Genomic DNA, 14331 nt, shown 5'->3' on the forward strand with positions numbered 1-14331 from the left:
CATCGAGAAGAATACTGTTGCTCCTATGCCTGCTTCCTCCGCTGCACCCGTGACCATCGCCCCCGAACAGGCCGCCTGGTTCGCCGAGACGTTCTCGATCCTCACCGGCAACGTCGAGCAGGTCGTGCTCGGCAAGCGCCACATCGTCGAGCTGGTGCTCGCGGCGGGCATCAGCGGGGGGCACGTGCTGCTCGAGGACTACCCGGGCACCGGCAAGACCGCGCTCGCCCGGGCCATCGGCCAGACCATCTCGGGCACGAGCACGCGCATCCAGTTCACCCCCGACCTGCTCCCCGGCGACGTCACGGGCATCACCGTGTACGACCAGAAGGAGGGCACGTTCGAGTTCCACGCGGGTCCGGTGTTCGCGAACATCGTGCTCGCCGACGAGATCAACCGCGCGAGCCCCAAGACGCAGTCCGCGCTGCTCGAGGTCATGGAGGAGGGCACCGTCACGGTCGACGGCGTCACCCGCCCGGTCGGCTCGCCGTTCCTCGTGATGGCGACGCAGAACCCCATCGAGCAGGGCGGCACATACCGTCTGCCCGAGGCGCAGCTCGACCGCTTCATGATCAAGACCTCGATCGGCTACCCCGATGACGCGGCGACCATGCGCATCCTGCAGGGTGCGGCGCAGCCGACCCGCGTGCTCGACGGCATCGTCGGCACCGACACCATCCTGACGATGACCGAGATGGCGCGCGGCGTGTACGTGAACCCGCTCGTCTCGGACTACATCATGCGCATCGTCGACGCCACGCGCCGGGCATCCGAGGTGCGTCTGGGTGCCAGCGTGCGCGGCGCGATCGCGCTGTCGCGGCTCGTGATGACCTGGGCCGCGAAGAACGGTCGCACCTACGCCACCCCCGACGACGTGCGCGAGCTCGCCGTCGTCGCTCTGGCGCACCGACTCGTGCTCGAGCCCGAGGCCGAGTTCGACGGCGTGACCGCGGTCGCCGTGGTCGGCCAGATCCTGCTCGACGTCGAACCCCCGCGCGAGAACGGCACTGCGTGAGCTTCAACACCGAATCGCGCCTGACCCGCACCACCGCCGGCACGTCGACCTCGACGCGCACGGCGACGGTGACGCGGTACTCGCGTACGCGCCGCGGCCCCGTGCGGGGAGCGGTGTTCGGCATGCGCCGAGCGGCTCGCACCGTGACTCGCGTCGGTCGCCGCACGGCCGGCTGGGTGCGCGAGACGGTGACGGCCGCGGGCATGCTCGTGGCCGCGGCCCTGGTGCTCGGCGTCGTCGCGGGGCTGCTCTTCGGCTGGGTCGAGGCGTGGGCCGTGGCCGCGATCGCGCTGGTGCTCCTGATCGTGTGCGTGCCCTTCGTGCTGGGCGCGCACGACTACCGCATCCACCTCGCTCTCGACCGTGATCGTGTGGTCGCGGGGGCTGAGATCGGCGCGACGCTCGACGTGCGCAACAACGGCAGCCGCCTGTCGCTGCCCGGCGTGGTCGACGTTCCGGTCGGCGAGGGCCTGGTCGAGGCGCACGTGCCGCTGCTGCGCCCCGACGGGCACCACCGCGAAGAGCTCACGATCGCGGCGCACCGTCGCGGCGTGATCGACGTCGGGCCGATGACGATCACGCGTGGCGACCCGATCGGCATCCTCCGCCGCGAGATGCGCTGGCCCGAGGTGCAGCGCATCCACGTGCACCCGGTCACCGTGCGCATCCCGAGCACCAGTGCGGGGCTCATCCGCGACCTCGACGGCACCCCCAGCACGACGCTCGTCGACGCCGACCTGTCGTTCCACGCCGTGCGCGAATACGTCGTGGGTGACTCGCAGCGCCACGTGCACTGGAAGTCGACCGCCAAGACCGGCACGCTCATGGTGCGGCAGTACGAGGAGTCCCGGCACGCCCGCATCGCGATCATCCTCGACCTCGACGCCGAGTCGTACGACAGCGACGACGAGTTCGAGAACACGGTGAGCGCCGCGGCATCCCTCGCGCTGCAGGGCGTGCGCGACGGCCGCGACGTGCTGTTCTCGGTGAGCAACGAGATCCCCGAGCACAGTCGCACCGAGGTGCTGTCGATCCGCACCCTTCCGACCGTCACCCCGAAGGCGATGCTCGACGCGACCTCGACCCTCGACGCGTCCGACCGGGTCATGCGCCTCGAGGCCGTGGCAGCGCTGACGGTGCAGTCTTACCCCGACCTCTCGATCGGCTTCCTGCTCACCGGATCGCGCACACCGCTCGAGCGACTGCGGCACGCCGCGGTGAAGCTGCCCGCCCAGGTCGACGCCGTCGCCGTGCGCAGCGAGCTCGGCGAGCAGCCCACGATGCGCACGGCCCGCGAGCTGTCGGTCATGACCCTCGGAGCGCTCGGCGATCTGCCGCAGATGCTGGCCCGAGGAGCGCTCCGATGAGCGGCACGCGCACGCCTCTCCGGGGTGCGAACGGCCCCGCACTCCGGTTCTCGGCCCTCACGTTCTGGGCGCTCGGTTTCGTGGCGGTCGGCATCGCGCTCGCGACGGCCGCCGCCTGGCCGGTGTACGAGTCGCCGCGCGCGCTCGTCGTCGGTGTCGCCGGCGGCCTGCTCGGGATGGGGGTGGCGGTCCTCGCGCGGATGCTGCGCTGGGGCGCTCTGCTCGCCGCGCTCGCGGCCGTGGCGATGTACCTGATCGTCGCCGTCCCCCTGGCGATCCCCTCGGCGCTGTCGTCGGTGCCCGCGTTCCTCGGCGGCCTGCGCGACGCCGTGTTCGGCGTCGTGCTCGGCTGGAAGCAGATGCTGACCCTGGCCCCGCCGCTCGGCGAGTACCAGGCGGTGCTCATCCCGTTCCTCGTCGTGATGCTGTTCGGCGGATTCCTCGCGACCTTCCTCGCCCTCCATCCCGGGCGTCGTGCCCTGGCGGCGGTCCCGGTCGTCGCCGCGATGAGCGTCTTCGGAGTGGCCTTCGGGTTGAGCGCGACGAGTTCGCCGGTCGTCGTCTTCGGCATCGAGGTGCCCGCTCCGCGCGAGTGGCTCATCGGGGTGGGGGTGTTCGCCGCCGCCCTGGTCTGGGTGATCGGCCGGGCGCGCATCGAGCGGGCGCAGGCGCTGCGCATCGTCGCGGCGACCGGCGTCTCGCGCCGGGCGGCACCGGTGTGGCTCAGCATCCGCCGGCACCTGCTCGCGGGCGCGCTCGTGGTCGTCGCGCTCGTCGCCGGCGTCGCGGCGGCCCCCGTCGCCGCCGGCTGGACCGACCGATCGGTGCTGCGCGACGAGGTCGAGCCGATGATCGTCGTGCAGCAGCAGACCAGCCCACTCGGCTCTTACCGCGCGTGGTTCGCGGGGGATCGCCTCGACGAGACCGTGTTCGGCGTGCAAGGCAACCCCGGAGCCGTCGATCGCGTCCGTCTCGTCACGCTCGACGCTTACGACGGCAACGACTTCCACATCGCCGAGGACGACCGCTTCAGCCGGCTCCCGCGCACGGCCGGCCCGGGCGAGGGTCGTATCGCGCTCGACATCACGGTGGGCGATGCCTACCGGGGCATCTGGGTTCCGACCCCCGCCGGACTCGCCGAGGCGCCGGCGTTCGCCGGATCACGGGCGGATGCTCTCGCCGACGGGTTCCACATCGACGCCGACGGCGACACGGCCATCACGATCGCGGATGCTCCGGGCGGGGGGAGCGGCTTGGTTCCGGGCGACCGGTACTCGGTGCTCGTCGACGCTCCGGCCACCGGCGACGGGATCGCGCCGCTGCAGGGCGGCGACTCGACGCTCGACGCCGACGCGTTCCCCGCGCTGGTCGAGTGGGCCGAGATGCAGGAGCAGCCGCGCACCGGCGCCGGCTACGTCGAACTGATCGACCGACTGCGCTCGCGCGGCTACCTCAGCCACGCGGTGCTCGACGACGCCGCGTCGGCCGGGTGGATCGCCGCACTCGACGGGGCGGAGGGCTACGGCTTCGCCTCGAGCTATGCCGGTCACTCGGCGGCGCGCATCGAAGAGGTCTTCACCGCGATGGTCGAGCAGGAGCGGCGGGCCGGGTCGGATGCCGCGCCCGAGCTGCTCGTGTCGGCGATCGGAGACGACGAGCAGTTCTCGACGGCCGCCGCGCTGCTCGCCGAGCACTGGGGCCTCGAGTCGCGCGTGGTCATCGGTGCGCGTCTCGCGGGCGCCGAGGAGGTGCCCGGCATCCCGGCCTGCACCGAGGTCTGCACGGGCGAGAGCATGAGCGCCTGGGTCGAGGTGCGGTCCACCGGCGGCGAATGGATGCCGATCGACGTCACGCCGCAGTACGCGATGCTGCCGAGTGCGATCACCGAGGGCGAGCAGTTGCCCGAGCATCCGACCGTGCCGGAGCAGCCGCGCTCGGAGGCGCTCGATCCGCCGCAGGCGCAGAGCGACTCGAACGACGACGCTCCGCCGCTGGAGGCCCCCGAATCGGAGTTCCTGGCCGTTCTGCTGCCGATCCTGCGCGCCGTCGGTCTCGGCGTCCTCGCGCTCGTGCTCCTGGCGCTTCCCCTGCTGGTGCTGTTGATCGCGAAGGGCCGCCGGGCACGCGCACGGCGCGACGCCGGTGATCCCGAGGTGCGGCTCGCGGGCGCCTGGGAAGAGCTCGTCGACCTGTACACCGATCACGACGTCGCCCTGCAGACCCAGGGCACGCGCGTGCAGCGCGCCCGGTCGACCGATCGCTCGGCCGCTGTGCGGCTCGCGGTGCTCGTCGACCGCGGCATCTTCGCGGGGCATCCGCCCACCGATGCGGATGCCGTCGCCGCCTGGCAGATCGTCGACGACGAACGAGCCGCGCTGTCGACGGCCGACAGCCGGTGGCGGCGGCTGGTCGCGCGGGTGCGCCTCACCTCGTTGCTGAGCCGGGCGAGGCCGACGAGCGGTCCTCGTTTCGCGGGTCGCCGTCCGGTGATCGGTACGCTCGCAGTAGCCGGTTCGCCCCACGACCGGCAGAAGGAGACCCTATGACACCGTCAGCAGAGTCCGGACTGCTCTCGATGCTCCTCATCGGATGGGGTGTCGGCCTGCTCCTCGGCCTCGGCATCTACGTCTGGTACGCGGTGGCGCTGTCGCGCCTGTTCCCGCGGCTCGGGGGAGAGGCGTGGAAGGGCTGGGTGCCCATCCTCAACGAGGCCGAGATCCTCGCGCGCGGAGGCGTCGCCGCCTGGAAGGTCGTGTTCTACCTGATCCCGATCGTGCAGATCTACGGCATCTATCTCAAGGTGATCGCGACGCATCGGATCAACCAGCAGTTCGGTCGCGGCGCCGGGTCGACGGTGCTCGCGATCCTGCTGCCGCCCGTGTGGGCGACGATCCTCGCCGCCGGGGCGCCGCCGTACCCGGAGGGCGACCGCCTCGCGGCTCTGCAGCCGGGCCCGCGCCGCACCCCGCAGCCGCTGCTCGAGCCGACCACCGGAGACACCCGCGACTATGCGCTCCCGGCCTTCGCGCCGCAGCGCCCCGCTTCGGCACACGCCGGAGCGGCTCCGTCGGGGGGATTCATCCCGGCCCCGCGCTCGACGAACGCCGGGTCGGAGGCATCCGTCCCGCCCGCCGGGAACGCCGGGATCCCGGCCGAGTGGCAGGCGTTCGCCCCTGCCCCGCAGGCTCCCGCGTCTGCGCCGCAGGCTCCGGTTCCGCAGTCTTCCGCGCCCGAGTCTTCCGCGCCCGAGCCTTCCGAGGCCGCGCCTTCCGTGGCCGCGCCGCAGCCGCCTGCCCCCGCCCCGCAGCCGCCGGCTCCGTCCTTTGCTCCGCCCACGGCACCCGCTCCGCAGCCGCCGGTCGTCTCCGCTCCGGCCGCGCCGCCGGCCGCTCCGCCCGCTCCGGCCGCCGCCCCGGTGCCTCTCGCCGCTCCGGCCGCACCCGCGGGTCCCGCCGAGGAGTTCCCGCTGCCGCCCGCCTTCGCCCCGACCCCGCCCGTCTTCACGCCCCCGGCGCCCCCGGCCGCTCCGGCCGCGACGGTGCCGCCCGTGACGGAGACCCCGGCACCCGGAATCCGTCCCGTCCCCCTGATCGCCACGCCTCCGGTCGCTCCCGCCGCGCCGACCGAGACGTCGGCGGCGGAGGCTCTGCTCGCGCACGACGCCGAGTCCGACGACCTGCTCGCCGACGACCTCGCACAGACGATCATCAAGCCCCGCCAGGTCGCCGTCGACGACGACCTCGAGGCGACCGTCGTCGTGGCACGCAAGCGCGGAGTGCGTCGCTCACTCGTGCTCGACGATGGCCGCAGCTTCGCGCTCTCGGGCGCGAGCGTCGTGATCGGACGCAACCCGGTGGGCGATCCGGGCGAGCAGCGTCTGTCGATCACCGATGCGACCCGCACCCTCTCGAAGACCCACGCGCGACTCGTCGTCACCGATGACGAGTGGCGGCTGACCGATCTGCACGCGACCAACGGCGTCGTCGTGGTGGCCGAGGACGGCACCGAGGTGCTGCTCGACCCGGGCGAGAGCGTGGTCGGAACCGGACGCTTCATCCTCGGCGAGGTCGGGATGCACGTGATCGCGGAGCGCGATTCGTGACCGTCGAACAGGTCGTCCTCAATGTCGCGTCACTGACCGACACCGGTCTCAAGCGCGCCGCGAACGAGGACTCCCTGCTCACCGCGGCCCCCGTGTTCCTCGTGGCCGACGGCATGGGCGGGCACGAGGCCGGCGACCGGGCGAGCGCCGCGGTGGTCGCCGCCTTCGAGCCACTCCGGGGCACCGCCGTCACGATCGATGACGTGCGTCTGGCGCTGGGACGCGCGACCGCCGTGGTCGAGTCGATCGCCGCCGCGCACAAGCAGGGAGCCGGCAGCACGGTCTCGGGCGTGGCCCTGGTCGAGCACGAAGGACTGCCGCACTGGCTCGTCTTCAACGTCGGCGACTCGCGGGTCTACCGCCATCACGCCAACGATCTCGTGCAGCTGACGATCGATCACTCGCTCGGCCAGGAGATGGTCGACGCGGGCGAGATGCGTCCCGAAGACCTCGCGACCTTCGCGCAGCGCAACATCATCACCCGCGCGATCGGCGCGGCCGACAGCGAGGCCGACAGCTGGCTCCTCCCGGTGATCGACGGCGAGCGCCTGCTGCTCTGCTCCGACGGTCTCAGCGGCGAGGTGAGCGACGAGGCGATCCGCGCCACCCTCACGATGTGCGGACGCCCGGAGACCGCGGCATCCGCTCTGGTGCGCCGGGCGCTGCAGGCGGGCGGACGCGACAACGTCTCGGTCGTCGTGATCGACGTCGTCGCCGGCGGCCTGCGCGCCGGCCGTGACGACGACACGGCCGGCCGGTTGGCGGTGTCGGTCGGCACCGATTCGATGCTCGAGGGCACGACGATCCCGGTGCGCGCGCGATGACCGACGAGAGCATCGACGAGGAGACCGTCATCGTCACGCGACGCGACCGTCGTCGCGCGGTCGAGCAGGCGGAGTCCGTGCAGGCGGATGCCGTGCAGGCGGATGCCGTGCAGGCGGATGCCGAGTCGCAGCCGGCGTCGTCGCAGACGGATGCCGGGGCGCACGTCGAGGAAGACAACGAGGCGACGGTGCTCGTCGGGCGCTCCCGCCCCGCGGCATCCGACATCGACGAGGCGACCATCGTCGTCGACCGTACCCGCGACACATCGTCGGACGATGACCACGAGGCGACCGTCGTGGTCGACCGCGCCCGCCCGGCATCGTTCGAGCCGGACGAGTCGACGGTCGTCGTCGATCGCTCGGGCGGCGCTGCCGTCGCGCCGTCGGGTCTGGAGGAGACGATCGTGCGTCCCCGGCGCGGCCTGCGTCGCCGGCGGACCACGGTGTTCGATGATCCGTCCGACCTCGATGCGACGATCCCTCGGGGACCGGTCTCGTTCGAGCGCCCCACCGAGCCCGAGCCGCCGGCGATCTACAAGCCCCGCCCGGCTCCCCTCGTGCCGAAGGCCCCGCCCGCGGTCGGCGGCGGTCCGGCACCGACCCGCATCGAGGACCCGGGGCTCCCATCCGTGGCGCGGCAGGGAGTGCGCCGCAGTCGCACGGCGCTCCTCGCCTTCGTCGGTGCTTGCGCGGTGTCGGTCGCGGGGCTCGTGACGCTCGGCTTCGTCGTCTTCGCCTGACGCCGCGACGCTTCGCCTGACACGTACCGAACCGCATGGGGAACTCTCCCCATGCGGCGGTATTCCAGCGCGCGGTTAGGATGATCAGGTGCGCCGAGCGGCCCGAGGCCGTTCGGCCCCAGTCGAGCACGGACCTGTGGGGGGAACACGGAATGAAGGCGCTGTCCTGGATGCGCGCGCGACCGAAGACGCTGGCGTCCGCCGCCGGCGTCACCGTCGGTGTGATCGCGATCACCACCATGGCCTTCACCTACGAAGGCTTCCCGACCACCAAGGTCGACCTGAACGACGGCGGTGTCTGGATCACCAAGACGTCGAGCCTGCTGGTCGGCCACTTCAACCACGAGTCCACGGTGCTCGACGGCGGGCTGCGCACGACGGGTGAGAACTACGACATCCTGCAGGATGCCACGAACATCCTCGTCGTCGACGAGAGCGCCTCCACGATGACCGCGGTCGATCCCGCCCGCGTCGCCCTCGGCGATTCGGCCGCGATCCCCGCCGCCTCGAAGGTCGCCCTCGGCAACCGCACCACCGCGATCCTCGATCAGAAGACGGGCGAGCTGTGGGTCGTCCCCGTGCAGGGCGTGCCCGGGTTCGAACCCGAGGTGCAGGACCCGGTCGCCGAGCTCGGCGCCGACGCCGACGTCGCGGTCGGTACCGACGGAACCGTCTACGGTCTCTCGGCCGAGCGGGGCGAGGTCGTCACGGTCCCCGTCGACGCCGAGGGCGAGGCGGGCGCCCCCTCGGCCGCGTCCGTCGGCGAGATCGACACCTCCGCACGGCCCACCATCACCGTGGTCGGCACGACCCCGGTCGTGCTCGACGCCGCAGCCGGCATCGTCACCTCTCCCGGCGGCTTCCGCGCCGAACTCCCCGGGGCGAACGAGGCGGTGCTGCAGCAGGCATCCGCCGAGACGGATGCCGTCGCCATCGCCACCCCGGATGCCCTGGTGCGTCTGCCCTTCGACGGCAGCGAGCCGAGCACGACCCAGGCCGGGGGCACCGGAACTCCCACCGCGCCGGTCTGGCTGCGCGGCTGCACGTACGGCGCCTGGGCGGGGACGGCGACGTTCATCCGCGAATGCCCCGGCAGCACCAACGACGTCAATGCGACGGTCGAGGGCGCCGAGGAGTCGCAGAGCCTGGTGTTCCGCGTGAACCGCGACGTCATCATCCTCAACGACGCCGTCGGCGGTGCGGCCTGGCTGGCCGACGAGAGCCTGCAGCGCGTCGATAACTGGAACGACCTCACCCCGCCCGAGGGCGAGACCGAGAACGAGGACGACTCCACCGAGGAGACCGTCGAGACGACTCTGCCCGAGCGCAAGGAGGAGAACACCCCTCCGATCGCCGAGGACGACTCGTTCGGCGTGCGCCCCGGTGTCACGACCATGCTCCCGGTGCTCGATAACGACAACGACCCCGACGGCGACGTGCTGGTCGCCACGCTGGTCGAGGCGCAGCCGTCGATCGGAGAGATCCAGCAGGTGCAGAACGGCGGTTCGCTGCAGATCGCCGTCGCAGAGGATGCGAAGGGCTCGGCGACCTTCACCTACGAGGCCGACGACGGTCGGGACGGCAAGGACACGGCGACCGTCACCCTCACGGTTTACGACGAGAGCATCAACACCGCTCCCGTGCCCAAGCGCAAGACGAGCCTCACGATCGAGACCGGCGGCACGGTCTCGTACAACATCCTCCCGGACTGGATCGATCCCGAAGGCGACGACGTCTATCTGAAGGACGTCGTCCCCGCTCCCGGTGACGAGGTCGACTTCAGCACCGACGGCCAGATCACCTACAAGGCCACCGCGAGCCTGCAGGGCCGCAAGGAGGTGCAGGTCACGGTCGCCGACGGCTACGGCGAGAGCGCGACGGCATCCCTCACCCTCGACGTGCGCCCCGAGGGATCGACGAAACCGAAGACGAACGCCGATCACGTGGTGACCCGCGTCGGCGAGCAGGTCACGATCGCCCCGCTCGCGAACGACACCAGTTCGGGCCGCGAGCCACTGCGCCTCGGTCGCGTGAGCGAGGTGACCGGCGCCACCGTGCTGCCCGACGCCCCGAACAAGACGTTCACCTTCAGCGCCGACAAGGCCGACACCTACTACGTGCTGTACCTTGCGACGGCCGGTCCCGAGAACGGCGAGGGCATCGTGCGCGTCGACGTGCTCGAGGCGACCGAGACCGATCTGCCCCCGGTCGCCGTGCGCGACGTCGCACTTCTGCCCACCGGTGGCGACGTGCTCGTGGGTGTGCTCGCGAACGACGTCGACCCCGCGGGCGGCATCCTCGTCGTGCAGTCGGTGTCGATCGAGGAGGACTCCGGCATCTCTGTGTCGGTCATCAACCACGAGACGTTGCGCATCACCGACCAGGGTGCGCTGACCGATCAGGCGCGCATCACGTATCGCATCTCGAACGGCTCGAAGTCGGCCGAGGGTGAGGTCGTGGTCATCCCGATCCCGGCGCCCGACAAGTTGCTCCAACCCGTCGTGAACGATGACACCGCGACCGTGCGCGCGGGTGACGTCGTCACGATTCCGGTGCTCGACAATGACACCCACCCGAATGACGACGTGCTGCACGTCGTGCCCGAGCTCGTCGAGCCGCTCGTCGATCCCGAGGACGGCGAGGCCTTCGTGTCGCAGGACACGGTGCGCTTCAAGGCCGGCCCGGTCGCGAAGACGGTCTACCTGACCTACGAAGCCGTCGATTCACGTCAACAGAAGGATGCCGGCTACGTCACCATCCAGATCCTGCCGGTCGACGAGGAGACGAACGCCGCTCCGCGCCCGCAGGACCTCGTGGCGCGGGTGCTCGCCGGGTCGACCGCCAACATCGCGGTGCCGCTCGACGGCATCGACGCCGACGGCGACTCGGTCGAGCTGATCGACATCGCCTCCAACCCGACCAAGGGCCGCATCACCGAGACCGCGCAGAACTACTTCACCTACGAGGCCTTCGACGGCTCGGCCGGTGTCGACGTGTTCAAGTACCGCGTGCGCGATCGCCTCGGCAAGGAGGGCATCGCGACGATCCGCGTCGGCATCGCCCCCGCCGAGAAGGTCAACCAGGCGCCGTATGCGGTGAAGGATGCCGTCGTCGTGCGACCCGGTCGTGAGATCGCCGTGCCCGTGATGGAGAACGACTCCGACCCCGAGGGCGACAAGATCGTGCTGGTCGAAGACGGCCTCGAGGTGCCCACCGAGACGGGCATCGAAGCGCGCGTCTCGGGCGATCGCGTGCTCGTGCAGGCGCCGGATCGTCCGCTCGAGACCTCGCTGCAGTACACGATCCGCGACACCCGCGGCGCGACCGCGACCGCCGCGCTGCAGATCACGGTCGACGACGACGTGCCGCTGCAGGCGCCGATCGCCCGCGACGACCGCGTGCGGCCCACCGACCTCACCGAGGGGACGATGGATGCCGACATCGACATCCTCGCGAACGATGAAGACCCCGACGGCACCACCGATCGGCTCGAGGTGACCCTCGGTGAGGGCGCGACGCAGCTGGAGAACGGGATGGTGCGGGTCACCGTCACGGAAGAGCTCCAGCTCATCCGTTACACCCTCACCGACCAGGACGGCCTCGAGGCATCCGCGTTCATCTTCGTGCCGGCCGAGTCCGACCTGCGCCCGATCCTCGACTCCACCGAGCCGCTCGAGGTCATGAGCGGCGAGACCAAGGAAGTGCCGCTCGCCGACTACGTGACGGTCGCCGGCGGCGGCACGGCCCGCATCACCGAGCACGCCCGCGTGAGCGCCGTGCACGCGAACGGCGCTGACCTCGTGCAGGACGAGACCACGCTGGTCTACACCTCGGCCGACGGCTACTTCGGGCAGGACGCGCTCACCTTCGAGGTCACCGACGGCACCGGGCCCGACGACCCCGAGGGGCGCAAGGCCACGCTGAGCATCCCGATCAACGTGCTGCCGCCCGACAACCAGCAGCCCGAGTTCATCGGCACCGAGATGGTCGTCGCCGCGGGCGAGGACCCCGTGAGCCTCGATCTCGTGCCGCTGACGACCGACCCCGATCCCGAAGACGCCGGCGTGCACACGTACAAGTACGTCAGCGGCGCGGGCGACGGCATCAGCGCGCGGATCGACGGACAGGAGCTGCTCGTCGAGGCGGGCTCGGATGTCGCGAAGGGCACGGTCGCCTCGCTCAAGCTCGAGATCTCCGACGGCACGACCGACCCCGTCGAGGGCACGGTGACGGTGCGCGTCGGGGCGTCGACGCGTCCGCTCCCGGCCGCCAACACCGACACGATCTCGGAGGCCGACCAGGGCAAGAGCATCACGGTGCCCGTGCTCGCGAACGACTTCAACCCGTTCCCCGAGACGCCGCTCAAGCTCATGAACGCGTCGACCGAGTCGGGGTCGGGCGGTGCCGAGGTGCAGGGCGACGAGGTCGTGGTGACTCCCGCCGCGGACTTCGTCGGCACCATGGTCGTGCGCTACCGCATCCAGGACGCCACGAAGGATCCCGACCGCGAGGCCAACGGCCAGATCATCGTGACCGTGCAGGGTGTGCCGGATGCCCCGGGCACTCCCACCGTGTCGAGCGTGCAGGATCGCACGGTCGTCGTCTCGTACGGCGCACCCTCGAACAACGGCGCCGAGATCACGAAGTACACGGTGCGCTCGGTGACCGGCAATCCGTACTCGAAGGAGTGCGGCTCGACGACCTGCACCCTCGACGGCCTCACCAACAACGTCGAGTACTCGTTCCAGGTCACGGCCACCAACCGCGTCGGCGAGTCCGAGCCCTCGGGCGGCTCGGCGATCGCGCGGCCGGACGCGCGCCCCGACACCCCGAACCCGCCGACCCTGAAGTTCGGCGACAAGTCGCTCGACGTGAGCTGGCAGACGCCCACCACCCCGGGGTCGCCGGTCGAGAGCTACACCCTCGAGATCTCGCCCGCCCCGCCGTCCGGCGTGACGCAGAAGCAGGTCACGGGCAACTCCATGACCTGGGAGGGCCTCGAGAACGGCGGCAACTACCAGGTGCGCGTTCAGGCCCACAATCGTGCGCCCGAGCCGTCGAGCTGGAGCGGATGGTCTGCATCCGAGATCCCGGCAGGGCCCCCGATGCCCGCCGCCGCGCCCACGACCGCCGAGATCCAGGGCGTCGGCAACCAGGCGCAGATGCAGGTCTCGTGGGAGCCCGGCAGCGCCAACGGTGACGCGATCGACTCCTTCCAGCTCGAGGTGTGGGAGGGCAACACCCTCCGCAACACCCTCACTCCGAATGCGGGCGCCCGCACGCAGGCGGTCACGGTCTCGACCTCCGAGACGCCGTACACCTACCGCATCCGCGCGATCAACAAGGCCGGTTGGGGCGAGTGGAGCCCGATGTCGGCGCCGCGCCGCGGTGTGAACAAGCCCAGTGCGCCCTCGTTCTCGTCGGTCACCGACGGCGACCGGGCACTCACGCTCGCGTGGACGCAGGGTGCGCGCAACGGCGCCCGTGAGAACGAGGTGCAGTACCAGTACTCGCTCAACGGCGGGGGGAGCTGGGCAGGCATCCCGGGCAACAACGTGATCTCGGGCCTCACCAACGGCACGACCTACAACGTGGTGCTGCGCGCGGTCGCCACCGTCGACGGCACGACTTACGCCAGCGACGGCTCTGCCACGCGGTCGGGCCGTCCCTACGGGCCGCTCAGTCAGCCGGGGCTCTCGACCCGCCAGAACGCGACGAGCGTCACGTTCGAGTGGAACGGCAACCAGTCGATGAACGGCCGCGAGCTGAGCTCGGTGCAGATCCGGATCGACAGCGGCGGATGGGAGGACGTCGGCGCGACCGGCTCGCGCACGGTCGGCAACGGCTACAGCCAGCAGCACTCCATCACGGTGCGCGTGACGGACTCCGCCGGTCAGACGATCGAACGATCCGCCAGCGAGACCTCCGGCTCGAAGCCGCCGCCCAAGGCCTGGGTCACCTCGAGCGGTAACGCGAACGGCCAAGACAACTGCAACGACGGCACCTGCGCGTACTTCTACGTCACGATGCGCGACTTCCCGCCCAACAAGACCATGTACCTGCAGTGTGCGAGCAACGCGCCCGCACCCTACGGCGGCACGTTCGGCGGACGTAACGTCACCACCGACGGCAACGGCAACTTCGAGCAGCAGATCGGCTGCTACCTCGGCATGCGCCGCGGAACGATCGAGGCCTGGGTCGTCATCGACGGCACGGCCTACGAGCACAGGGTCTGGCAGTGATGCCGCACCACACCCCCGCACGCGAAGACACCCCACGAGAA

General features: G+C 71.2%; 7 protein-coding genes. All 7 read left to right on the top strand.

Annotated features, from left to right (window positions below):
• The first annotated feature begins 25 nt into the window (after window positions 1–25).
• The 7 genes from ACZ5Y9_RS04195 to ACZ5Y9_RS04225 all read left to right on the top strand — a co-directional run bounded on the left by ACZ5Y9_RS04195 (window position 26) and on the right by ACZ5Y9_RS04225 (window position 14290).
• On the top strand, window positions 26–1015 hold the full coding sequence (locus ACZ5Y9_RS04195; RefSeq protein ID WP_247632997.1) for an AAA family ATPase: 990 nt from the start codon (window positions 26–28) through the stop codon (window positions 1013–1015).
• Window positions 1012–2382 (top strand): DUF58 domain-containing protein, encoded by a 1371-nt coding sequence (locus tag ACZ5Y9_RS04200; RefSeq protein WP_464472374.1) that lies wholly within the window; start codon window positions 1012–1014, stop codon window positions 2380–2382. The genes ACZ5Y9_RS04195 and ACZ5Y9_RS04200 overlap by 4 nt, the downstream gene beginning before the upstream one ends.
• Window positions 2379–4928 carry a transglutaminase domain-containing protein gene (locus ACZ5Y9_RS04205; RefSeq protein WP_464472375.1) on the top strand — a complete coding sequence of 850 codons (2550 nt, stop codon included), beginning with the start codon at window positions 2379–2381 and terminating at the stop codon, window positions 4926–4928. The genes ACZ5Y9_RS04200 and ACZ5Y9_RS04205 overlap by 4 nt, the downstream gene beginning before the upstream one ends.
• The gene (locus tag ACZ5Y9_RS04210; protein WP_464472376.1) at window positions 4925–6484 is read left to right on the top strand and encodes a DUF5684 domain-containing protein; all 1560 of its coding nucleotides are present in this window, start codon (window positions 4925–4927) and stop codon (window positions 6482–6484) included. The genes ACZ5Y9_RS04205 and ACZ5Y9_RS04210 overlap by 4 nt, the downstream gene beginning before the upstream one ends.
• Window positions 6481–7308 (top strand): PP2C family protein-serine/threonine phosphatase, encoded by an 828-nt coding sequence (locus ACZ5Y9_RS04215; protein WP_247623545.1) that lies wholly within the window; start codon window positions 6481–6483, stop codon window positions 7306–7308. The genes ACZ5Y9_RS04210 and ACZ5Y9_RS04215 overlap by 4 nt, the downstream gene beginning before the upstream one ends.
• Entirely contained in the window at window positions 7305–8048 is a 744-nt protein-coding gene (locus tag ACZ5Y9_RS04220) for a hypothetical protein (protein WP_464472377.1), read from the top strand. The genes ACZ5Y9_RS04215 and ACZ5Y9_RS04220 overlap by 4 nt, the downstream gene beginning before the upstream one ends.
• 152 nt (window positions 8049–8200) lie before the next feature.
• Window positions 8201–14290 carry an Ig-like domain-containing protein gene (locus ACZ5Y9_RS04225; RefSeq protein WP_247623543.1) on the top strand — a complete coding sequence of 2030 codons (6090 nt, stop codon included), beginning with the start codon at window positions 8201–8203 and terminating at the stop codon, window positions 14288–14290.
• The last annotated feature ends 41 nt before the right edge of the window (window positions 14291–14331 follow it).

The sequence above is a fragment of the Microbacterium sp. T3-8 genome (assembly GCF_055398145.1).